The organism is Curtobacterium sp. MCBA15_004 (assembly GCF_001865055.2).
Taxonomy (GTDB): Bacteria; Actinomycetota; Actinomycetes; order Actinomycetales; family Microbacteriaceae; genus Curtobacterium.
This window is the reverse complement of record NZ_CP126266.1, coordinates 568,229-590,026: the sequence shown is the minus strand read 5'-3', so window position 1 is coordinate 590,026 and position 21,798 is coordinate 568,229. Positions and strand designations below refer to the sequence as shown.

The following is a 21,798-nucleotide window of genomic DNA, read 5'->3' as shown; positions in this document are numbered from 1 at the left end:
GCGGCACCGGTGCGGCGCCGCGGGCAGGGAGCGTCGGCGCGGACTCAGCCCGCGGTGAGCCGGATCGTCGCGGTCGTGGTGTTGGCACCACGGGACTGGGCGGTCGCGAGCAGCACCTGGTCGCGGAACGGCAGCCCCGAGGTCCGGACGGACCACCGGCCGGCGTCGTCCGCTTCGACCGTGCCGAGGTCGCTGCCCGGCACCCCCTGCTCGGACAGCCGTACCCGTGCGTGCGGCGCGGCCACGCCGGCGATCCGCACGTCCGGGAACGCCGGCGGGATCACGAACCCGTCCCCGGGCGAGGTGATGCGGACCGCGGCCCCGTAGTCGACCACGATCGTGACGGTCTGTGGGTCCTGCCCCGTCACCGTCTGCGTCGCCTCGAGCGTCCGCGCACCGCCTCGGTCCGGCGCGGTGCGCGTCGTGCTCCACGTTCCCTCGGGGTCGGCGACACGGACGGTCGCGACGGCGACGGCGCCCTCCCGCAGCACGACGGTCGCGCCGGGCGTCCCGTGCCCGCCGACGGTGACGGGCTTCGTCACGTCCGCGTCGAAGGTCGCCGCGCCGTCGAAGGCGGGTCGGCCGACCTCGACGTCCACGTCGATCGCGGCGAGCAGGGCCGTGGCCCCGTACGCCTCGACGTGGACCGGGTTCGTGCCGTACGCCAGACCGTCGAGCTCGAGCGACCACGCTCCGTCCTCGACCTTGACGGCCTTCGCTGCGTCCACGCCGTCGCGGCGCCAGGACACGACGACCACGCCCGCTCCGGTCGGCGCGGTGCCGACGAGGGTCGCCGTCCGCCGTGCCGGGTCGACGTCCCGCGGCGTGGCCGTCAACGGCCGACCTGGCTCCGGGACGGTGGTCGTGGTGGTCGCGGTCGTGTCGAAGGTCCCGCCGGTGATCGACCCGCGCAGGTGCCCGGTCAGCGCACCCTGCAGCTCCTGGACGTCCGACGGCGTCTCGATCCGGAGCCCGAAGCGGAACTTCTGGTCCTTCGCCACGTTCCAGTTCCGCTTGCCGAGCGTGAAGGAGTACTTCGTGCCGTCGCCCGACCGGGTGCCGTCCACCAGGCTGTCCCCGCCGAACGAGCGCCACGTCGAACCGTCCAGGTACTCGCCGCGCTGCGCGGTCTGCCCGGTCGCGAAGGTGGTCCCGGACGGCGCCGTGACGTCGAGGGTCCCGGTCGGTGTCGTGAACGCCCGCTTCGCCGTGAAGGTGACGTACGCGGTGGTGGTGCCGCCCCGCTCGAGGACCGCGCTGCCGGTGTCGCCCGTGATCTGGCCCGGCTGCACGGGCTCCGCGATGGTCACGGTCACCGAGGCGGTGTCGCGCCGGACGCCGTCGACGTACTGCTCGAAGGTCAGGACGTTCGCGCCGACCGACAGCCCGGTCACGGTCGCGGACCACTTGCCGACCGTCCCGACCGGCGGCGCGGCGGCGACCTGCACGCCGTTCCGCTTGATGACGGCGTTCGCGGTCGCCTCGCCGGACACCCGGGCGGTGCGGCGGGCGTCGTCCTGCGCGTCGAGGTGCACCGACAGCCCGATCTGCTGGTACGGCCGGGTCACCGGCGTCCCGGAGACCTTCGCGGAGTTCTTGCACAGCGCACCGATGCAGGCGTACGTCCAGAACGTCGGGGTGCGCGTCTGGCCCATCGGCCATGCCGCGAAGGTCGCCTCCGAGGTGCCGCCGTCCCAGTGGTAGTCCCCGCCGACGTCGCCGACGTGGATCTGGCAGGTCGTCTCGAGCAGACCGCACCGCGGCTTCCCGGTGACCCGGTAGGTGCGGGAGTCGATCGGCGTGAGGCTGACGCCCGTCGGGGTGTTCGCGACGACGCGGGGCTCGGGCCGGACGGCGCGGTCGTCCGCGCCCTGGTCTGGGTCGGCAGGAGCCTCGGGGTCGCTCGCAGCGGTGGCATCGGTCGCGGCCGGAGCGCCGGCAGCAGCGTCGCCAGCGGCCGGAGCGACGGCGGCAGCGTCGCCAGCGGCGCGATCGGCCGCAGCGCCGCCGTCGGCTGCCGTCGCCGTCGGAGGCGCGGCGTCCGGTCCGGCCGCCGCGGCGAGCGGGACCGGGCCGAGCACGAGGCCGAGGGTCGTGAGCACCGCGGCGAGCGCGGCGAGGACAGGGGGTCGGGAACGCATGGGATCCTCCGTCGATCGTCGTTCGACTCGGACGAGTCGCGTCAACGGTAGGGATCAGGCCGACCATCTGGTCGAGTGGTACATCACTGTGCCAGGAGGTGCGCGATCGCCCCTCTCGCGCAGCCCGGCCGAGCGCCGGTCAGGGGCGCGGCGGTCGCCAGAGGACGATCTGCGTGTTCCGCTGCGGACGGGACCCGGCCTTGAGCGAGATCGCCGCACCGGTCGTCGTCGCCGCGAACACGCGGGCGCCGGGCCGGTTGATGAGCTGGTCGGCGAGGGCGGTCTCGAGTTCCCGCACGCGCTCACGCAGGGCGCGGTTCTCGTTCTCGAGGTCGAGCACCCGTCGGATGCCCTCGAGCGACACCCCCTCGGACCCGAGCCGGGCGATCTCCCGCAGCTGGGCGATGTCGCGCATGGAGTACCGCCGCGACCCACCGCGGGTCCTGCCGGGCACGACGAGGCCGAGCCGGTCGTACTGCCGCAGCGTCTGCGGGTGCATCTCGGCGAGCTCGGCCGCCGTCGCGATCGCGAAGACGGGCGAGTTCTCGTCCATGTCGGTCATCGATCGCCCCTTCCGTCGTCCGCGTGGTCCGGTTCCCAGCCTGGAGGCGCGGTGCAGGTTCCTGACGGAGCCGCGCCGCGCCTCCTGGCCGGGTCGTGCTGTGTCGTGCGCGCCCGTGGCGCGCACGGTTCGTGCTAGCCGCGCGCCTTCGCGAGGAGGTCCTCGCGGGGGTCCTCGTCCGGCAGGGTCGCGGCGAGGGCCTCGACGGCCTCGCGCTGCTTGTCGGACAGGTGCGACGGCACCGCGACCTGCACGGTCGCGAGCAGGTCGCCCGTGCCGTTCTTGGTCGTGACGCCGCGCCCCTTGACGCGCAGGACCCGACCCGACGGGGTGCCGGGCGCCACCTTCAGCTTGACGGGCTCGCCGCCGAGCGTCGGGACCTGGATCGTCGCGCCGAGCGCCGCCTCGACGAACGTGACCGGGACGTCCACACGGAGGTTGAGCCCGTCGCGCTCGAAGACCGGGTGCTTCCGGACGCTCACCGCGACCACGAGGTCGCCGGCCTCACCGCCGTCGGGCGACGGTTCCCCGCGCCCGCGCAGTCGGATCTTCTGACCGTCCGCGACGCCCGCCGGGATCCGGACGTTGACCGGCCGACCGTTGCCCTGCGACAGCTTGACCGTGTCGCCGGCGATCGCGGTGGCGAAGTCGAGCGTCGTGGACGCCGTGACGTCGCGGCCCTTGGTCGGGCCGCCGAAGCCGCGGTAGCCGCCGGAGTTCTGGCCGAAGCCGCCACCGCCGAACATGCCGCCGAGGATGTCCTCGAACCCGCCGGCGCCACCGCGTCCGCCCTGCTGGCCGAAGCGGACGCGCTGCCCACCCTGCTGGCCGAACATGCCGCCGAAGACGTCCTCGAACCCGCCGCCCTGGCCCGGGCCACCCGCGGTGAAGCGGGCGCCCGAGCCCATGGCGCGGACCTGGTCGTACTCGGCGCGCTGCTCCTTGTCGGAGAGCACCGAGTAGGCCTCGCTGATCTCCTTGAAGCGGGACTCGGCGGCGGCGTCGCCCGGGTTGGAGTCCGGGTGGTACTGCCGCGCGAGCTTCCGGTAGGTCTTCTTCAGCTCAGCGTCGCTCGCCGTCTTGTCGACGCCGAGGACCTTGTAGAAGTCCTTGTCGAACCAGTCCTGACTGGCCATGAATCCCTACCTCCTCCCGGATCTCAGGCCGGGACCGCCACGGCGACCTTGGCCGCACGCAGGACGCGGTCGCCGAGCTTGTAGCCCGGCTCCACGACGTCCGCGACGGTCTGGTCGGTGGCACCCGGCGTGGGCAGCTGGACGATCGCCTCGTGCACGTTCGGGTCGAAGGTCTCGCCCTTCTCGCCGATCTGCACGAGCTTGAACTTCTCGAAGCCGCCGCGGATCTTCTGGCCGATGACCTGCATCGGACCGTCCGCGAGGTCGCCGTGGGCCTCCGCGCGGGTCAGGTCGTCGAGCGCCGGGAGCAGCGCCCGGACGACCTCGGCGATGACGGCGTCGCGGTTGGCCTCGCGGTCACGCTCGACGCGCTTCCGGAAGTTCACCAGCTCGGCCTGTGCTCGGAGCATGTCCGCGCGCATGTCGGCGACGAGGTCACGGTCGTCCTGGGACAGCTTGTCCTCGGCGATGCCGCGCGCGGCGTCGCCGAGCAGGGCCTTGTCCTCGGGCGACAGGTCGTCCGTCACGTCGGCGTCGGGGCCACCGGCGGCGGGGCCGTCCGTGGGGAGTTCCACGTCCGGTCCCTCCGCCTCGATGAGGTCCTCGGGCTCCTGTGCGTTGGTGGCGTCGCCCTCGACCTGGGGCGCCGGGTCTTCAGGAACAGACTCGTTCGGCACGTTGTCCTTGCGGTCCGTCATCGTTACTTCTTGTCCTTGTCGTCCTCGTCGTCCACGACCTCGGCGTCGACGATGTCCTCGTCGTCCTGCTGCGCCTGGTCGCCCGTGGGCTGCTCGCCACCGGCCGCGGCACCCGCGTCCTGCTGGCTGTAGATCGCCTGGCCGAGCTTGCCCTGCGACTCGTTGAGCTTGTCGTAGGCGGCCTTGACCGCGTCGTCGTCCTCACCCGCAAGGGCGGACTTCAGCGCGTCGACGTCACCCTGGACCTCGGACTTGACGTCCGCGGGGAGCTTGTCGTCGTTCTCCTTGATGAGCTTCTCGATCGAGTAGACGAGCTGCTCGGCCTGGTTGCGACGCTCGTTGGCCTCGCGGCGGGCCTTGTCCTCGGCGGCGTGCTCCTCGGCCTCGCGGACCATGCGCTCGATGTCCTCCTTCGGCAGCGACGAGCCGCCGGAGATGACCATCGACTGCTCCTTGCCGGTGCCCTTGTCCTTCGCGGACACGTGCACGATGCCGTTGGCGTCGATGTCGAACGTGACCTCGACCTGCGGGACGCCACGGGGAGCCGGGGCGATGCCGGTCAGCTCGAACGTGCCGAGCGGCTTGTTGTCACGGGTGAACTCGCGCTCGCCCTGGAAGACCTGGATCGCGACCGACGGCTGGTTGTCGTCGGCGGTCGTGAAGGTCTCGCTCCGCTTGGTCGGGATCGCGGTGTTGCGGTCGATGAGCTTCGTCATCAGGCCGCCCTTGGTCTCGATGCCGAGCGACAGCGGCGTGACGTCGATGAGCAGGACGTCCTTGCGCTCGCCCTTGAGGACACCGGCCTGGAGCGCGGCGCCCACGGCGACGACCTCGTCCGGGTTGACGCCCTGGTTCGGGGACTTGCCGCCGGTCAGCGACTTGACGACCTCGGCCACGGCCGGCATGCGGGTCGAGCCGCCGACGAGCACCACGTGCGCGATGTCGTTGACCGAGACACCCGCCTCCTTGATGACGTCGTTGAAGGGCTTCTTCGTGCGGTCGAGCAGGTCGGAGGTCATCTGCTCGAACTGCGCGCGGGAGATGGTCTCGTCGAGGTTCAGGGGGCCGTCGGCGGTGAGCGTCAGGTACGGGAGCTGGATGTTCGCCGACATCTGCGACGACAGCTCCTTCTTGGCCTGCTCGGCGGCTTCCTTGAGGCGCTGCTTCGCGATCTTGTCGGTCGACAGGTCGACGCCGTGCTCGTCCTTGAACTTCTTGACGAGGTGGTCGACGATGCGCTGGTCCCAGTCGTCGCCGCCGAGGCGGTTGTCGCCCGAGGTCGCGCGGACCTGGATCGTGGAGAAGTCATCGTCCTTGCCCACCTCGAGCAGGGAGACGTCGAACGTGCCGCCACCGAGGTCGAAGACCAGGATGAGCTCGTCCTCCTTGCCCTTGTCGAGGCCGTACGCCAGCGCGGCGGCGGTCGGCTCGTTGATGATGCGGAGGACGTTGAGGCCGGCGATCTCACCGGCGTCCTTCGTGGCCTGGCGCTCGGCGTCGTTGAAGTACGCCGGGACGGTGATGACCGCGTCGGTGACGTCCTCACCGAGGTACTGCTCGGCGTCGCGCTTGAGCTTGCCCAGGGTGCGGGCCGAGATCTCCTGCGGCGTGTAGCTCTTGCCGTCGATGTCGACCTTCCAGTCGGTACCGATGTGGCGCTTCACGCTCGCGATGGTGCGGTCGACGTTCGTCACGGCCTGGCGCTTCGCGGTCTCGCCGACGAGCACCTCGCCGTCCTTCGTGAACGCCACGATCGAGGGCGTCGTGCGGAGCCCCTCGGCGTTGGCGATGACGGTGGGCTCGCCGCCTTCGAGTACGGAGACGACGGAGTTGGTCGTTCCGAGGTCGATGCCTACTGCACGTCCCATGTGTTGGTGCTCCTTCGATCGGGTGCGTGGTCTTGCTGAAGCCTACGCAGAGTTGCGTCCGCTGCGCTCAAGTCTAGACCTGAGTCGCGTCGTGTCAAGTCACGGGACGAAGGCAGAGCGCTGGGCAGACATTGCGTATGTTATATTTGACGTACAGCATCCGCCGCGGTCACCGCGGCCCGACCTGAAGGATTCCCTCCTCTCATGAAGTCATTCCTCAAAGCCGCGGCCGCGACCGGCGTCGCGGCAGCCACCATCGCCACCGGGCTGAGCTTCGGGCCGGTGGCCACGGCCACACCCGCCGACGACAAGGCGTCCCGCACGATCGCGGACGGAACCGAGTTCCAGCTCATCATCCGCGACGGCGACGGCTACAAGGCGCCGATGCCTCCCTCGTACGGCAACCTGAACCTCGTCCACTTCGACTCGCTCGCGGACGCGCACGACGCGACTCCGACGTTCGTCGCGCACGGCGCCGGCATCATCGGTGGGAGGCAGTTCTGGACCTTCGCGACCGGTGACCGCTGCCTCTCCGCTGCCACCGCATACGACGACAGGCGAGACACCTACGCGACAACTTGTGCGAGGCCGGGTCAGTACCAGGAAATTAAGTGGACGATCGAGAACGGCCTCCCGAGGACCGAGGGTGGCCGATACCTCACGTCAAACCTGAGCCCCCACAACGCGGATCACCTGGCGTGGAGCAAGGAGCGGCCGTCCTCGAAGGACTTCCAGTTCGTCGAGTCGCCGTTCGGGCTCTCGGCGTCCGTCGCCGACGTCGACCTCGAGAACGGGACGGCGAAGCTCGTCGACGGGATCGCACCCGACGAGGCCACCTCCGTCGAGGTCTCCTACTCGAACAAGGACGGCAAGCAGGTCGTCGGCGACCAGGACGTGACCGACGGCAAGTGGGGCCCCGCCGCGCTGCGGAACCTCGCGCTCGGCGAGACGACGGTTCACCTCGCGGCCTACGACGGCGGCGACGTGATCTCCGAGAGCGACGTCACCGTGGACCTCCCGGTGACCCCGCTGGTCGCGACCGGCGCGTTCGGCTCCGCGGTCGACGAGGTCGCGACGATCAGCGGCACGGCGACCCCGGACACGGCGATCAACGTCTACCACGGCGAGAAGCGCATCGCGATGACCACGTCGGCCGACGACGGCACCTACTCGGTCCCCGTGAACGCGCCGAACATGCCCGGCACCTACGACCTCACCGTCACGCAGACGATCCGCGGCGAGGACGCCACCCCGCAGAGCGTGTCGCTCGACTACGGCACCGGGGTCTCGATCACCTCGCCGGCCGACGAGGCCGAGCTCGAGCCGGGTGACCTCCTGACCGTCCGCGGCGCGGCGCAGTCCGGCTCGATGGTGAAGGTCTACGAGAAGGGCCACGCCGACGAGGTGCTCGCCGAGACCGTCGCCGGCACCGGCAGCACCTACCGCGCGGTCGTCCGCGATCTCGAGGACCGTGAGTACCACCTGGTGGTCGAGGCCATCAGCAAGGGCTACAACCGCACGACGGCGGAGCTCACGGTGAACCCCGGCAAGTCGACGGTCGCGGACCCGACCGCGGCGGTGTCGTTCGACGCGGACGTGACCAAGAAGGCGACCGTGGCCGGCACCGGTGTCGACGGCGCCACGATCACGGTCAAGAACGGCACCACGACGCTCGGCACCGCGAAGGTGGGCAGCAACGGCGAGTGGTCCCTGCCGATCGACCCGCTCGGTGCCGGCAAGCACACCCTCACGGTCGAGCAGACCGGCATCGACGGCACGCAGACCACCACCACCGACGCCGACTACGGCGACGCGGTGTCGATCCAGCTCCCGACGACCTTCACCGGTGGTGCACTGACCGTGACCGGGCAGTCCTCGAAGGGCGCCCAGGTCACGATCACCTCCGGTGGGAAGCAGATCGACACCTTCACCGTCGCGAACGATGACGGCTCCTTCACCAGGAACCTGACGGGCCTGGGCTCGGGCACGGTCGAGCTCGTGGCCTCGGCGAAGTCCAAGGGCGCCCTCGTGACCGACACCACCGCATCCTCGACCGCGCCGATCACCGCCGAGTCGGTCCAGATCAGCTCCCACGTCAAGAACGGCACCTTCGTGCCCGGCGAGCAGCTGTTCACCGGCCGCGGAACCGTCGGCGCGACGATCACGTTCAACGTCCACGGGTTCAACAACCCCTCCTACAACCAGACCACCACGGTCGACCAGTGGGGCAACTGGGAGATCCGTCGCGGACTCGCTGACACGACCTACCCGCTGGTGTCCGTGAAGCAGACCGCGCAGCCCGGCGTGACGAACGAGCTGACGAACTGGAACCTCCGCCCCTACGACGGCGTCGGCCAGCCGGGTGACCTGGAGCTGACGAACTTCAAGGACGGCGACTTCTTCAACGCTGGTGACCAGGTCTTCGCCGGCACCGCAACGCCAGGCGCGACGATCGTGTTCAACCCGTTCGGTCTCGACAACCCCGCCGTGGAGTCCTACAACATCACGACCAAGGCTGACGAGAAGACCGGGAAGTGGGAGATCCGACGCGGGCTCGCGAAGGTGAACTACGACCGGATCGCGGTCCGTCAGGAACCCGCAGCCCAGGGCAAGGTCAACCAGATCGACAACATCCGCATCGCACCCTACGGCTGGGTCGGCGCTCCGGCCGACCTGACGGTGACCAGCCCCACCGCTGACAGCACCGCCACCGCCGGGATCCAGACCTTCACCGGCACCGCGACGCCGGGCACGAAGGTCACGATCTACGTCTGGGGCGACAACCCGACGAACCCCACCACCGGGATCGCGAACGCCCGCGGCAAGTGGACCATCAACCGCAACATGGGCGCACTCCCCACCAAGTACAACGTCCGCATCGTCCAGGAGGACGCCGGCGACAAGGTCGACACCGTCCGCGTTCCCCTCACCATCACCCAGTAGCACCCGCGACACACGGCGGCCGGCCGGAGCACCGCTCCGACCGGCCGCCGACCCACGCCCACACACCGGCCCCCACACGCCTCCACGACTCACGAAGGACACTCATGCCGATCCGACGCAGCACCACCGCGCTCCTCACCGTCACCGTCGCCGCGCTCCTCCTCACCGGGTGTTCCGCGCAGCACACCGACCCCACCGCCGAGACGCCGACCCCGACCGCCTCCACCACCGCCCCCGCCTCCGACCCGGGAGCGCCCACCGCGTACGACAACGCATGCGACGGCAAGCAAGCCGTGCTCAGCGGCGAGCACACCACCCGCTCGATCGAGGAGTGCCCCGCCGTCGCGATCACCGCCGCCGGAAGCACGATCACCATCGGCAAGGCCACCACCCTCGTCGTCGAGGGCAGCAACAACACCATCACCGCCGACACCGTCGACTCCGTCCTCCTCCTCGGCTCGAACAACGAAGTCCACGTGAAGACGGGCACCCCCGAGACCGACGACCAAGGCGCCGGCAACACCGTCGACTGACACCCCCCACACACACGCACGAGGGCCACCGGGCAACCGGCTGGCCCTCGTCGTACGCGTAGCACGGCGGGCATTGCCCGTTTCATATTTCACGTGCTAGGATTTGAGTACGAACTCGACGACAGGACCACATGGATCTCCCCGACATCCTCCACGCGCTGCGCCGCCGCTGGCCGGTCGTGCTGAGCGGACTCGCCCTCGGCGTGACCGCCAGTTGCCTGCAGCTCGCACTGACCACCCCGACCTACGACGCAACCGCTCGCCTCTACGTCACCGTTGCCGCTGCCGAGCAGGGATCGGCCACCGACATCGTTCAGGGTGGCAACGCCGCCGAGCAGCGCGTGCGGTCGTACGCCGACATCATCACCACCCCGCGCGTGCTCCAGCGCGCGATCGACGACCTCGGTCTCGACCTCAGCGCACAGGACCTGGCTCAGCGGGTCCGGGCGTCATCGCCCAACGACACCGTGCTGCTGAACCTCACGGTCAACGACACCTCGGCCGATCGCGCCGCGGCGATCGCGAACGCGATCAGTGCGACCTTCACGGCGCTCGTCGCCGACGACCTCGAGCAGGCCAGCGCCGGATCGACCAGCCCCGTGTCCATCCGGACGGTGCAACCCGCCGTCGTGCCCGAGGACCGTGCGACCCCACAGACCACGAAGAGCGTCTTCCTCGGGGTGGCCGGGGGGCTGACCCTCGGCGTGATCGGCGCCATGCTGCGCGAGCTGCTCGACACGAAGATCCGTGGTCGCTCCGAGGTCGAGTCCGTGACCGATCGTCCTGTCCTCGGCGTCATCCCGAGGTGGAACGGACTGCACCGGACCCCGGTGTTCATCCAGGGTGACCGCCGAGGAGTGTTCGCCGAGGCCTTCCGCGCCCTCCGCACGAACCTCCGGTTCCTCGGCCGGAGCGAGAACGGGCGCGTCTTCGTCATCACCTCGGCGAACGCCAGCGAGGGCAAGACGACGACGACGGTGAACCTGGCCGCTGCGCTCATGGAGGGCGGCGCCCGGGTCGCGATCGTCGACTGCGACCTCCGACGTCCGGCCGTCGCCGACCGCCTGGACATCGACAACCACGCCGGACTGACCGACGTCCTGATCGGCCGCGCCGAGCTCGATGACGTCGCTGTCCCGTGGGGGGACACCGGAACCGTCCTGCCCACGGGACCCCTGCCACCGAACCCCGCAGACTTGCTCGCCTCGACGGGCATGACCGAGATACTCGCAACGCTCGCCGCCGACAACGACTACGTCATCATCGACACGCCGCCGCTGCTCCCGGTGACGGATGCTGCGGTCCTGGCCGCGGCCTGCTCCGGAGCGATCGTCGTCACCGCGGCCCGGCGGTCCCACACGCACGAACTCCGCGACGCACTGGCCGTGCTGGAGCGCGCAGACGCCCACACGCTCGGCCTCGCCGTGACGATGGCGAAGGCTCCGCAGCAGCGCTACAGCTACGGCTACCTCGGCGCTCCCGCCGACCTGACCCGGGCAGACCTCCGCCCGGTCCGTGGGACGCGTGTCGCGGACTGACGCGACCACCGCACCGCCGCAGGCCGATGCGGACACGCGCGTCGAGCCTCCAGGCCGGCCGCACCAGCCACCTCAAGCCAGAACGATCCAGTGAAGACAGGACCATCATGACCTTCAACACCGCCTCCCTCGTCGGTTCCCGTGTCCTCGTGACCGGCGGCACCGGTTCCTTCGGCAAGACCGTCACCAAGCGTCTCCTCGCCCGGGGCGTCGGCGAGGTCCGGATCCTCAGCCGCGACGAAGCCAAGCAGGACCAGCTGCGGAACGAGCTCAACGACCCGCGCGCTCGCTTCTACCTCGGCGACGTGCGTGAGCCGGAGAGCGTCAGTCGAGCGGTCCGTGGTGTCGACCACGTCTTCCACGCGGCTGCGCTGAAGCAGGTGCCGTCGTGCGAGTTCTTCCCGCTCGAGGCGGTGCGCACCAACGTGCTGGGCAGCCAGAACGTCGTGGCAGAGGCCGAGGCGGCCGGCGTGCAGTCCGTCGTGTGCCTGAGCACCGACAAGGCCGTGTACCCGGTCAACGCGATGGGGATCAGCAAAGCGCTGATGGAGAAGGTCGCGCTGTCCTTCGGTCTGAACAACCACGAGTCCGGAACGATCGTGTCGTGCGTGCGGTACGGCAACGTGATGTACTCGCGCGGCTCGGTCATCCCGCTCTTCATCGACCAGATCCGCCGCGGCCAGCAGCTCACCGTCACGAACCCCGAGATGACCCGGTTCATGATGTCCCTGGACGACAGCGTCGACCTCGTCGAGCACGCCTTCGTGCACGCCAACCAGGGTGACCTGTTCGTGAAGAAAGCCGCATCGTGCACGATCGGGGACCTCGCACGCGCGCTGGCCAACCTGTTCGGCCTCTCGGGCGAACCGTTCCGCGTGATCGGGACGCGACACGCAGAGAAGCTCTCCGAGGCGCTCGCCAGCCGCGAGGAACTCGCCCGCGCGCAGGACATGGGTGACTACTTCCGCATCCCCGCGGACGTCCGCGACCTGAACTACTCGGCGTACGTCGACGAGGGCGACCCCGCTCAGACCGACCGGATCGCCTACGACTCGCACAGCGTCGAGCGCCTGGACGTGCGCGGTGTCGAGGACCTCCTGCTCTCCCTGCCCGAGGTCCGCGCAGAGCTGGCGCGTGCTGGGCGGGACCTGGTCAGGATCGCCGCGTGATCGCCGTCAGCGGGCGCGGCGGCCTGATCGGATGGCACCTCCGGACGGTGTTGCACGCCGAAGGGCGGCCGTGGATCGACGTCGACCTGCGAACGACGAGCGGTCCTGCAGCGGTCCGGGGCCTCGATGCCGTCGACACCGCGATCCACGTGGCCGGGATCTCCCGGGGCTCCGACCACGACGTCCGCGACGGCAACGTCGAACTCGCTCGTCGGTTCGTGTCCGCCCTGGACGCAGCAGGCGCCCGGCCGCGGTGCCTCGTCTACGCGAACAGCGGCATGCGCGGCACCAACCCCTACACCGAGGGGAAGTCCCGTGCGGCGGAGGTGCTGGCGGCGGCAGCAGCTCGGTGGCAGGCCGAGTTCGTCGACCTCGTGATCCAGAACGTCTTCGGCGAGCACGGGACGCCCTACCACAACGGCGTCACGCAGACCTTCTGCCACCGGATCGCGAGGGGCGAACGACCGACCGTCGACTCCGACGACGTCCGCACCTTCGTGCACGCGCAGGACGTGGCCGAGGCCCTGTCCGGTTCGATCGACCAGGCCGAACTCGACCGTCGAGGAACGACCGTCTCCGTCCCCGACCTGGCCCGACGCATCACGGCGCAGGCGGACGTCTACCGCCACGGCGAGATCCCCGCCCTGGACTCCCAGTTCGAACGAGACCTCTTCAACACGTACCGCTCCTACGCGTCGGCGATCGAGCCGGTGCACCCCCTGACAGCATCGACCGACCACAGGGGCACCTTCACGGAGATCGTCCGCGCACACGGCGGTCCCGGGCAGACCGGTGTATCGACCACTGCTCCGGGTGTCACCCGCGGCGACCACTTCCACCGTCGGAAGGTCGAACGCTTCGTGGTGGTGCAGGGCGAGGCCCGCATCACCCTCCGGCGCGTGCTCACCGACGAACGCCGGACCATCCGGGTGAGCGGAGACCGACCCGTCGCCGTCGACATGCCGACCCTGTGGGCGCACTCCCTCACCAACACCGGCACCACACCGCTCGTGACGCTCTTCTGGACGAACGAGCTCTTCGACCCTGCCCGACCCGACACGATCCAGGACCCCGCATGACCACGAACGCGACCCACCCCCGGACGAAGGTCCTGACCGTCGTCGGCACCCGGCCGGAGCTCATCCGACTGTCCGAGGTCATCCACCTGCTCGAACGGACGTGCGACCACGTCCTCGTCCACACCGGGCAGAACCACGACCGCCAGCTGAACGACGTCTTCTTCGAGGACCTCGGACTGCGCCAGCCCGACCACCAGCTGTCGATCGACACGTCGTCGCTCGGCGCGGTCCTCGGCGACGTCCTGCGCCAGACCGAGCAGGTCCTGCTGGCGGAGCGGCCCGACGCCGTGCTCGTGCTCGGGGACACGAACAGCGCACTGGCCGCGATCATCGCGAAGCGCATGCGCATCCCGGTGTTCCACATGGAGGCCGGCAACCGGTCCTTCGACGAGAACGTCCCGGAGGAGACGAACCGGCGCCTGGTCGACCACGTCGCCGACTACAACCTCGTGTACACCGAGCACGCGCGACGGAACCTGCTGTCGGAGGGGATCCACCCCGCCCGCGTCGTGTTGACCGGGTCACCGCTGTGCGAGGTACTCGCCGCCCACAGCGTGTCCATCGCGGAGAGCGACGCCCTCGAGCAGTACTCACTCGAGCCGGACGGCTACGTCCTGGTCAGCGCGCACCGCGAGGAGAACGTCGACGACCCGGAACGACTCATCGCACTGCTCGATGCGGTCCAGGCCGTCGGGGACGAGCACGACCTGCCGGTCCTGGTGTCCACCCACCCGCGGACGCGCAGGTCCCTGACCGGGATCGACGCGAGCCGTTGGCCGAGGGTGATCCTGCACGAGCCCTTCGGTTTCCACGACTACATCGCGCTGCAGCGCTCGGCGTTCGTGGTGCTGTCGGACTCCGGCACCATCAGCGAGGAGTCCGTCATGCTCGGGTTCCCAGCGGTCACGCTCCGCGAGCGCATCGAGCGTCCGGAGGCGATCGACACCGGTTCGGTGGTGACCGCCGGGGTCGCCACCCGGTCGGTGACCGAAGCGGTTCGCTTCGCTCGCGCCACCGCCACGACACGGCAGTCGGCGCCGGCGGAGTACGCGGTGCCGGACACGGCCCGCCGCGTGGTCGGGTTCATCCTCGGCACCGCGCACGCGCACCACGCCAACCTGGGCATCCGGCGTCGACCGTGAACGCCACGCGATCCGTCGGTCGTCAGCTCGCGCTGCGCTTCCCGACGACGTTCGCCGTCGCTGCTCCGTACGTGCTGCTCTTCCTGCCGACGGCGGTCTGGTACGGCAACCCGGAGACCGACTTCATCATCCGGACGTCGGCGCTCGCGATCGCCGGGGCGTTCGCCGTCGAGGCCGCGGTCGCGTCGATCGCGGTCGCCGAACGCCGCTCCGGCAGGCCGGTCGCGACGTCCCCGCGCAACCCGTCCCCCAGGGTCCCCTCCCCGTCGGCCTGGCACCCGGAGCGTCTCGCCGTGCTCGCGCGCATCGTCAGCGTCGTCGCGATCGCCGCGACCCTCGCCTCCGTCGTGCTGGGTGCGGGGACACTGCGATCGCAGGTCGACGGGGAGCTCCCCTCCGGCGCTGCCGCCGTCCTCACGCCCTTCACCTCGTGGACAGCGGTCGCGCTGGCGCTGCTCATCACGGCCCGGCACACGGGGGGTCTGAGCCGAGCTGGCGCCCTCCGCTGGATCGGTGCGCTCCTGCTGACGCAGATCGTGTCCGCGTCCGTCACCACCATCACGGCGCGCGCGGTCGGGTTCCTGGTGCTCCTGGCCGTCCTGGCGTACCTCACCGAACTCGTGCCGCGGTCGTGGATCGTCGCCGCGATCGGGCTCGTCGCCGTCGTCTGGCCGACCGTCTTCGCCGTCCGGAACCAGCTGCGACTCGCGAACGGCATCGACGTGAGCACCGACCTGACGGCGAGCGACCGGCTCCGCTTCGACGAGCAGATCGGCCGCGCCGCCGACCTGGGGCCCGGTCACGAGCTCGGCCAGCCCGGGTTCGGCGAGGTGATCCGGTACGGCCTCGTGCCCCGGTTCCTCGACCCCGACCGCGGTGCGCTCTCGTCCGGCAATCTGATCAACGAGTACCTCGGCGGCGCACCCTTCTCGTCGTACACGTTCCTCCCGGTGGCGACCGTGTGGTTCTTCTGGGGAGCCTTCGCCGTGGTGCTCCTGTACGCCGGGTACGCGGCGTTCGTGATGACGCTCCGGCCGTGGTCCGGCATCGCGCGGCGTCCGTACGCCCTCATCCTCTTCACGCTCGCTCTCAACGGCCCGCTCTCGTGGTTCGGGACACCGCCCGACTCGACGATCGGCGCGCTGCAGGCGCTCGTCGCGACGCTTCCGGTGTTCGTGGCGCTGCAGGTGTGGGCTCGGCGATCACCCGTCCGGGGGTACCTCCCGACGCGAGCGACTCCCACGTCGACGGTGCGGCAGTCGTGAGGCGCCTGCACGGGTTCGTCCGGAGTCGTGCGGTCGCCGCCCTCACCGCGACGGCGCTCGCGAGCGCCTCCGGGTTGCTCGTCGCGGTCTCGGTCGCGCGGACGTCCTCCGTCGACGACACCGGTCGGTTCGGCGTCGCCGTGGCCGCCCTGGTCCTCCTGACGGCGCTCAGCAAGTCGGCCGTGACCGATCCCCTGGTCGCGGACGCGCACCGTCGTCCCCGCGGGACCAGGATGCTCGGTCGGGCGTCGGTCATGGGGCTCGTCGGGGCGGTCGTACTGCTCGGCGCCGGCGTGGCGACCGGGTCGGCCTACCTGGTCACGGGAGCCGTCGTCGCGCACGGCCTGACGCTCCGTGAGTGCGTCCGGGCGGTCCTGCTCGCGACCGGGGCAGCGTGGCAGGCGGTCGTCCTCGAGACGGTCGTGTGCACGGCGAGCGTGATCGCCCTCGTCGGGACGCTCCTCGGCGCGTGGGACGGCCTCACCGCCTTCGCCCTCTGGGCCGGTGGCGGCGCGCTGATCGGGTACACGGCTGCGGCTGTGACGCGTTCGGACGTGGTCCCGTCGTGGGCGAGGACGCCGGTGACGGACGCACGGTCGATCGCCTTCGCGAGCGACACGGTGATCGGCAGCGGCGTCGTGCAGCTCGTCACCTGGATCGCGACGGCGATCGGCGGCCTGTCGATCGCCGCAGCGCTCCGCGGAGCCGGCACGCTCGCGGGCCCGGTGACCGTTGCGCTGTCCGCCTCCCGCGCGGTGCTCATCCCCCGGGCGGTCCAGCACCTCGGATCGGGATGCGGTCTGCGTCCGTTCGTGATCGACACCGCGGTCCTGTCGGGGCTCGCTCTGCCGGCCCTCGTCCTCCTCGCGTCCGCGCCCGACCGCCTCGGCAGCGCACTGCTCGGTGCGACCTGGAGGACCGTCGAGCCCGTCCTCCTGCTCACCGCCGTCGAGCTGTTCTTCCAGATGGTCGCGGCCGTCCCCGAGGTCGCGCACCGCGCGATCGGCAACGGTCGTCGGATCGTGTCGGTCAGGATCGCCACGGCCGCGGTGCGACTGCCCGCGGTGATCATCGCCGCGTCGCACGGCATCGACGCGATCGTCGCCGCTGCCGCTGTCGTCACCGTCCTCGGCGCCGTCGCGTGGTGGTGGAGTCTCGCGACGCTCGTCGCCCCCTCGTCAGCACCTCGTCCCCGGCCCGGTCCGGGCCTCTCGTGAAGGAGCCGCCCTTGCGCACTCTCGCCATCGTGGTACCCGAGTACCGCACCCCTGAAGCTCGAGGCGGGGGCCTCGCCGCCGTGGCGGACTTCGTGGCATCGGCGTTCGGAGGATGCCACGTCCCCCACGACGAGCGGTGGGCCGTCCGGTTCGTGTCCCCTCGCATGTTCCGCGGCGCTCCGGAACACGCCTCTCCGCTGCGCCCGGCCTCGCTCCTCCGCGGCCCGACGGCCCGATCACGGACGTTCGGTGGCCACGAGGTCTGGGACGTCGGGACGGTGCTTCCCGAGCTCGAGTCGAACCGGTACCGGCCACGCCGTGTCCTGACCGAGGTCATCGACGAGTGTGATGCCGCGCTCGTGATCGCCGGGACCCCGGCCATCGGATCCGTCATGCGGGACGTGCGCATCCCCTGGGTGCTGAAGGTCGCATCCCTCGTCGAGGAGGAACGGTCGGCTCGGCTCGCGGTCACACGCGGAGTCCGCGGTGCGCTGTTGCGCGCGAACACGGCCGCGACGGCGCGGTACGACGCGCGGGCCCTCGACCTGGCCGGGACCATCGTCACGGTCAACGCGTCGATGGCGGACGTCCTGCGGGAGCGCACCGGTCAGATCGTCGAGGTCCTCCCGCTCGGGGTCGACACGGACGTCCACCGGCCAGCCGAGCGCCGCGCCGCGGACGGCCCCGTCGTCATGGCCGGTCGCCTGAACGACCCTCGGAAGGACATCCGGACGCTCCTGCGCGCCTACGCGATCGCTCGACACGAGCACGGCCTGCGGAACCGTCTGGTGCTGGCCGGTCGGCACACCTTGCCCACCGCGGACCTGGAGCTCATCGACGAGCTCGGACTCCGGGACGTCGTCGACGTGCTGAGCTCACCCTCGGACGAGGAACTCGCGACGCTGCTGCGCAGCGCGTCGCTCTTCGCCCTCGCTTCCCGAGAGGAAGGGTTCGGCGTGGTCTTCATCGAGGCGATGGCCTCCGGCCTGCCCGTCGTCACGACCGCGACCCGCGGAGCGACCGAGGCGGTCCCCTCGGACGTCGGCACGCTCGTGCCGTTCGGACCGACGATCGAGGCTGCCTTCGCGGCAGCGCTCGCGGACGGTGTCCGCGACCGCGAGCACGCCGACGCGCGCGGACGCCGCGCGCGTGCACACGTCGAGCGGACCTACGCCCGAGCGGTGGCGGAACGGGCGTGGCGTGCGTCCCTCGCCCGCGCGGTGGAACGCCACTCCGAGCGGGGGGCGGACCGGTGACCGCCGTCCGGGTCCTGGCACCGTACTTCCCGCCCGCTGTCGCCGGCGGCGGACCGATCCGCACGCTCGACGCCCTGACGCGTGCGGCACCGTCTCGGATGCACGTCGAGGTGCTCACCCGTGACCGCGACCTCCAGGCGCGTGTGCGCCTCGACGTCCCTCGGTCGCCGGTCCGCGACGCCCACCGCACCGTCCACTTCCTCGACACCGGCGGGCCGACGGGCACCCTGCGGCTCGCTCGGGCGATCAGGCGTGGTCCTCGTCCCGACCTCACCTACGCCAACAGCGTGTTCGATCCGTTGTTCGGCATCCTCCCATCGCTCCTGGAGCGATGCGCGACACCACGGGGCGGACGGCTGCTCGTCGCGCCCCGTGGCGAGTTCGACCCGGGAGCGCTCGCGCTGCAGCAGGCGAAGAAGCACCGGTACCTCACCCTCGCCCGTCACGCGGGGCTGTTCCGTCGGACCGTCTGGCACGCGTCCACCGAGCTCGAGGCGGCGAACATCCGGGCGGTGGTGGGTGACGACGCCGTGGTCGTCGTGCGGGAGAACGAGACGATGCTGCCCGCGGTCGCGAGGCGCTCGCCGGTCCGGGTGGCCGGTCGACTCGAGTTGGTCACGGTGGGACGGATCAGTCCGAAGAAGCGGACGCACCTGCTGCTCGAGGCACTCGCGGAGGTCTCCGTGCCGGTGCGTCTCGTCGTGGTCGGCCCGGTCGACGATCAGGCGTACGGGCGGAAGTGCGAGGCCCTCGCCCGCGCGCTGCCCGGCCACGTCCGCGTCGAGTTCCGGGGAACGCGGACGCACGACGAGGTGCTCGCCTCGATCGAGGACGCGCACGCCATGGTGACCGCGACGGCCGGTGAGAACTTCGGACACACGATCGTCGAGGCGATGTCGGTCGGGCGCCCGGTCCTGCTCCCCGACACCACGCCGTGGTCCGGACGCGTCGCGGCCGGCGGCGGGGAGGTCGTGCCCGACGACGGATGGGCAGACGTCCTCGAGCAGCTCGCCCGCGAGGACGAGGTGTCCCTGACACGGCGTGCGACGGACGCGGCCGATGCCTACGACGCCTGGCGCTCGGCCCGGCCGGCACCCCACGTCTTCGAGCTGGCACTCGGGCTCTGACGGCCGGACCTCGACACAGTCGGTGTGCGGGGGGGGGGGGGGGGGGGGGGGGGGGGAACGATCTCCCGGGACAACGAGACCTCGGCACGTCATCTGTGCCGGAGAACCCGGTACGACGAGACCCCGGCACGTCGTACCGGGGAACCCGGTACGACGAGACCCCGGCACGTCGTCCGTGCCGGGGTCTCGTCGTGCTCGGGGTCAGACGCTCACGCGCTCGTTCCCCGGATCGACTCCCGTGAAGCGCACCATCGTCGCGTGCCCGGGCGCGGACACGCCGCGTGCCGTCAGGACGGTGCGGACGGTGGCCACGAGGATGCGGACGTCGAGCCGGAACGAGCACCCGTCGACGTAGGCCACGTCGAGGTCGAACCGGGTGTCCCAGTCGGAGTCGTTGCGACCGTTGACCTGTGCGAGTCCGGTCATCCCCGGCCGGACCTCGTGCCGCCTGGCCTGTCGCTCGGAGTAGAGCGGCAGGTAGGACATCAGGAGCGGCCTCGGCCCGATGATGCTCATCTCGCCGCGGGCGACGTTCACGAGGTTCGGGAGCTCGTCGATGCTCGTGGTGCGGAGCAGGCGCCCGAGCCGGGTGATCCGCAGGTGGTCGCCGTCCGTTCCCAGCCGCTCGAGCTCGGCGTCGGGGCGCATGGTCCGGAACTTCACGATCTGGAAGGGGACTCCGTGGAGGCCGGGTCGTGTCTGTCGGTAGATCACCGGTCCGCTCCCCTCGCAGCGGATGGCGACGGCGACGACGATGAACAGCGGTGCGAGCAGGACGAGGAGCGCGACGGCGACGATCTGGTCGAGCAGCCGCTTCCGGTGCGCCCACGAGCGCTCCCGCCGACGACGGGTCATCGGGCTGCCTCCGACAGGATCTGCTCGATGCGGTCGATCGCAGGACCGGGGTGCATCCGCTGTTCGACGACGCGACGAGCGTTCGCCGCCATCCGGTCGCGTTCCGCTCCGACGGTCGAGTGCGCTGCCCGGAAGGCGGCTTCGATCGCGTCGACGTCCGACGGGTCGACGACGAACCCGGCTGCGCCCTCGCGGACGATCTCCGCCGCGTCACCGGAGACCGCAGCGATCACGGGCACCCCGTTGGCGAGCGCGTCCTGGAGCTTGGAGGGGATGGTCATCGGCGACATCGGTGCCACCGCCAACGAGACGATCTCGAAGTCCGCACCCGCGTGCACGCCCGGCATCGCCTCTCTCGCGACCGCTGGTCGGAAGTCGATGTTCGTCGCGCCGATCTCACTCGCGGTGGCTCTGAGGTCGTCGGCAGCCATCCCGTCGCCGACGAAGACGAAGCGCAGGTCGTGCAGATCGCGGCAGCGCGCGGCGGCTCGGATGATCGGGTCCAGACCCTGGTTCGGGCCGAGGTTGCCGGCGTACACGATCGTCGTCGTTCCGTCGCGGTCACGCGCTGCTGGCTCGGGGAGGTGCATCGCCCAGTTGAGCACGACGGACGTGTCCGCGTCCCTGCTCCCCCGCTCGACCAGGAGTCGAGCAGCGCCCGGAGCGATCGCGATGACGTGCGCGGCGCGCCGGTGGAGTCGGCGGAGCCACGCGAGGAGCGCGACCTGTGCCGCCTTCGCGGCTCCCGCGCTCCGGACGAATCCGGACCCCGTGACGGACTCGGGCCAGATGTCCTGCACGTGGAGGACGTACGGCGTGCGGAACAGCAACTGCCACAGCATCGGGCCGATCGCGGCTGTCGGCTGTGCACTGTGCACGTACACGACGTCGGCATGCCGGGCGTCGAGGGTGCGCGTGAGCGAGGACGCGGCGAAGCTGAGGCAGTTCACCATGCGCCGGAGCGCGCTGCTCGAGTGGTCCGGCACGATGGGCACGCGACGGACGGTGACCGCCCCGTCCCGCTCCGCGTGCCGGAACCGCTGCTTCCAACCGGGGAACACCCGGCCGAAGGGGTAGTTGGGGAACGCGGTCACCACGGTGACGTCGTGACCCCGCTCCGCGAGGCCGCGCGCAACGGAGGCGGGGATCCAGCCCTGCATCTCCGGCGGGTAGTACTGCGTCACGATGGTGACTCGAAGGTGCGTCGATCGGGTTGCCATCCCAGAATTTTAATATCTTGTGTCCGGTATGTCCACAGAGGAGCGCCGT

17 protein-coding genes are annotated in these 21,798 nt (G+C 70.8%); 10 read left to right on the top strand and 7 right to left on the bottom strand.

Annotated elements, in window-relative coordinates:
• Nucleotides 1–44 precede the first annotated feature (44 nt).
• The 5 genes from QOL16_RS02845 to dnaK form a co-directional block, all read right to left on the bottom strand.
• Nucleotides 45–2,141 (bottom strand): hypothetical protein, encoded by a 2,097-nt coding sequence (locus QOL16_RS02845; protein WP_071283924.1) that lies wholly within the window; start codon nt 2,139–2,141, stop codon nt 45–47.
• A 139-nt stretch (nt 2,142–2,280) separates the two neighbouring features.
• Complete coding sequence (locus tag QOL16_RS02840) at nt 2,281–2,694, bottom strand: heat shock protein transcriptional repressor HspR (protein WP_065964189.1); 414 nt, start codon at nt 2,692–2,694, stop codon at nt 2,281–2,283.
• 143 nt (nt 2,695–2,837) lie between these two features.
• Nucleotides 2,838–3,839: a DnaJ C-terminal domain-containing protein gene (locus QOL16_RS02835; protein ID WP_065964182.1), complete on the bottom strand. Its 1,002-nt coding sequence runs from the start codon at nt 3,837–3,839 to the stop codon at nt 2,838–2,840.
• 23 nt (nt 3,840–3,862) lie between these two features.
• Entirely contained in the window at nt 3,863–4,537 is a 675-nt protein-coding gene (locus tag QOL16_RS02830; RefSeq protein ID WP_071283927.1) for a nucleotide exchange factor GrpE, read from the bottom strand.
• A gap of 2 nt (nt 4,538–4,539) precedes the next feature.
• Nucleotides 4,540–6,405, bottom strand: coding sequence for a molecular chaperone DnaK (dnaK, locus tag QOL16_RS02825; RefSeq protein ID WP_071283930.1), 1,866 nt, complete (start codon nt 6,403–6,405; stop codon nt 4,540–4,542).
• A gap of 204 nt (nt 6,406–6,609) precedes the next feature.
• Between dnaK and QOL16_RS02820 the strand changes: the two genes are divergently transcribed.
• From QOL16_RS02820 to QOL16_RS02775, 10 genes are all read left to right on the top strand, one after another.
• Nucleotides 6,610–9,348, top strand: a complete 2,739-nt coding sequence (locus tag QOL16_RS02820; protein ID WP_071283933.1) for an Ig-like domain-containing protein — start codon at nt 6,610–6,612, stop codon at nt 9,346–9,348.
• Between the two features lie 104 nt (nt 9,349–9,452).
• Nucleotides 9,453–9,881, top strand: a complete 429-nt coding sequence (locus tag QOL16_RS02815) for a DUF3060 domain-containing protein (protein WP_071283936.1) — start codon at nt 9,453–9,455, stop codon at nt 9,879–9,881.
• Nucleotides 9,882–10,012: 131 nt separating this feature from the next.
• Complete coding sequence (locus tag QOL16_RS02810; RefSeq protein ID WP_071283939.1) at nt 10,013–11,419, top strand: polysaccharide biosynthesis tyrosine autokinase; 1,407 nt, start codon at nt 10,013–10,015, stop codon at nt 11,417–11,419.
• A gap of 107 nt (nt 11,420–11,526) precedes the next feature.
• On the top strand, nt 11,527–12,588 hold the full coding sequence (locus tag QOL16_RS02805; protein ID WP_071283942.1) for an SDR family NAD(P)-dependent oxidoreductase: 1,062 nt from the start codon (nt 11,527–11,529) through the stop codon (nt 12,586–12,588).
• The gene (locus tag QOL16_RS02800) at nt 12,585–13,667 is read left to right on the top strand and encodes an NAD-dependent epimerase/dehydratase family protein (RefSeq protein WP_071283945.1); all 1,083 of its coding nucleotides are present in this window, start codon (nt 12,585–12,587) and stop codon (nt 13,665–13,667) included. Before QOL16_RS02805 ends, QOL16_RS02800 begins: the two co-directional genes overlap by 4 nt.
• Nucleotides 13,664–14,809: a non-hydrolyzing UDP-N-acetylglucosamine 2-epimerase gene (gene wecB, locus QOL16_RS02795; RefSeq protein ID WP_071283948.1), complete on the top strand. Its 1,146-nt coding sequence runs from the start codon at nt 13,664–13,666 to the stop codon at nt 14,807–14,809. Before QOL16_RS02800 ends, wecB begins: the two co-directional genes overlap by 4 nt.
• Nucleotides 14,806–16,074 (top strand): hypothetical protein, encoded by a 1,269-nt coding sequence (locus QOL16_RS02790; protein WP_071283953.1) that lies wholly within the window; start codon nt 14,806–14,808, stop codon nt 16,072–16,074. The genes wecB and QOL16_RS02790 overlap by 4 nt, the downstream gene beginning before the upstream one ends.
• Nucleotides 16,071–17,291: a hypothetical protein gene (locus tag QOL16_RS02785; protein ID WP_139266366.1), complete on the top strand. Its 1,221-nt coding sequence runs from the start codon at nt 16,071–16,073 to the stop codon at nt 17,289–17,291. Before QOL16_RS02790 ends, QOL16_RS02785 begins: the two co-directional genes overlap by 4 nt.
• Nucleotides 17,292–17,302: 11 nt before the next feature.
• Entirely contained in the window at nt 17,303–18,547 is a 1,245-nt protein-coding gene (locus tag QOL16_RS02780; RefSeq protein ID WP_139266367.1) for a glycosyltransferase family 4 protein, read from the top strand.
• Nucleotides 18,544–19,674, top strand: a complete 1,131-nt coding sequence (locus QOL16_RS02775; RefSeq protein ID WP_071248981.1) for a glycosyltransferase — start codon at nt 18,544–18,546, stop codon at nt 19,672–19,674. Before QOL16_RS02780 ends, QOL16_RS02775 begins: the two co-directional genes overlap by 4 nt.
• A 201-nt stretch (nt 19,675–19,875) precedes the next feature.
• Here the strand turns inward: QOL16_RS02775 and QOL16_RS02770 are convergent, their stop codons facing one another.
• Both QOL16_RS02770 and QOL16_RS02765 read right to left on the bottom strand, forming a co-directional pair.
• Complete coding sequence (locus tag QOL16_RS02770; protein WP_071248983.1) at nt 19,876–20,529, bottom strand: sugar transferase; 654 nt, start codon at nt 20,527–20,529, stop codon at nt 19,876–19,878.
• Nucleotides 20,526–21,749 carry a glycosyltransferase family 4 protein gene (locus QOL16_RS02765; protein WP_071283962.1) on the bottom strand — a complete coding sequence of 408 codons (1,224 nt, stop codon included), beginning with the start codon at nt 21,747–21,749 and terminating at the stop codon, nt 20,526–20,528. Before QOL16_RS02765 ends, QOL16_RS02770 begins: the two co-directional genes overlap by 4 nt.
• Between the last annotated feature and the right edge of the window lie 49 nt (nt 21,750–21,798).

Excerpts from the sequence above, each read along its gene's own strand:
- QOL16_RS02845 (WP_071283924.1), bottom strand. The coding sequence starts at position 2,141 with ATGCGTTCCCGACCCCCTGTCCTCGCCGCGCTCGCCGCGGTGCTCACG.
- QOL16_RS02840 (WP_065964189.1), bottom strand. The coding sequence starts at position 2,694 with ATGGACGAGAACTCGCCCGTCTTCGCGATCGCGACGGCGGCCGAGCTC.
- QOL16_RS02835 (WP_065964182.1), bottom strand. The coding sequence starts at position 3,839 with ATGGCCAGTCAGGACTGGTTCGACAAGGACTTCTACAAGGTCCTCGGC.
- QOL16_RS02830 (WP_071283927.1), bottom strand. The coding sequence starts at position 4,537 with ATGACGGACCGCAAGGACAACGTGCCGAACGAGTCTGTTCCTGAAGAC.
- dnaK (WP_071283930.1), bottom strand. The coding sequence starts at position 6,405 with ATGGGACGTGCAGTAGGCATCGACCTCGGAACGACCAACTCCGTCGTC.
- QOL16_RS02820 (WP_071283933.1), top strand. The coding sequence starts at position 6,610 with ATGAAGTCATTCCTCAAAGCCGCGGCCGCGACCGGCGTCGCGGCAGCC.
- QOL16_RS02815 (WP_071283936.1), top strand. The coding sequence starts at position 9,453 with ATGCCGATCCGACGCAGCACCACCGCGCTCCTCACCGTCACCGTCGCC.
- QOL16_RS02810 (WP_071283939.1), top strand. The coding sequence starts at position 10,013 with ATGGATCTCCCCGACATCCTCCACGCGCTGCGCCGCCGCTGGCCGGTC.
- QOL16_RS02805 (WP_071283942.1), top strand. The coding sequence starts at position 11,527 with ATGACCTTCAACACCGCCTCCCTCGTCGGTTCCCGTGTCCTCGTGACC.
- wecB (WP_071283948.1), top strand. The coding sequence starts at position 13,664 with ATGACCACGAACGCGACCCACCCCCGGACGAAGGTCCTGACCGTCGTC.
- QOL16_RS02770 (WP_071248983.1), bottom strand. The coding sequence starts at position 20,529 with ATGACCCGTCGTCGGCGGGAGCGCTCGTGGGCGCACCGGAAGCGGCTG.
- QOL16_RS02765 (WP_071283962.1), bottom strand. The coding sequence starts at position 21,749 with ATGGCAACCCGATCGACGCACCTTCGAGTCACCATCGTGACGCAGTAC.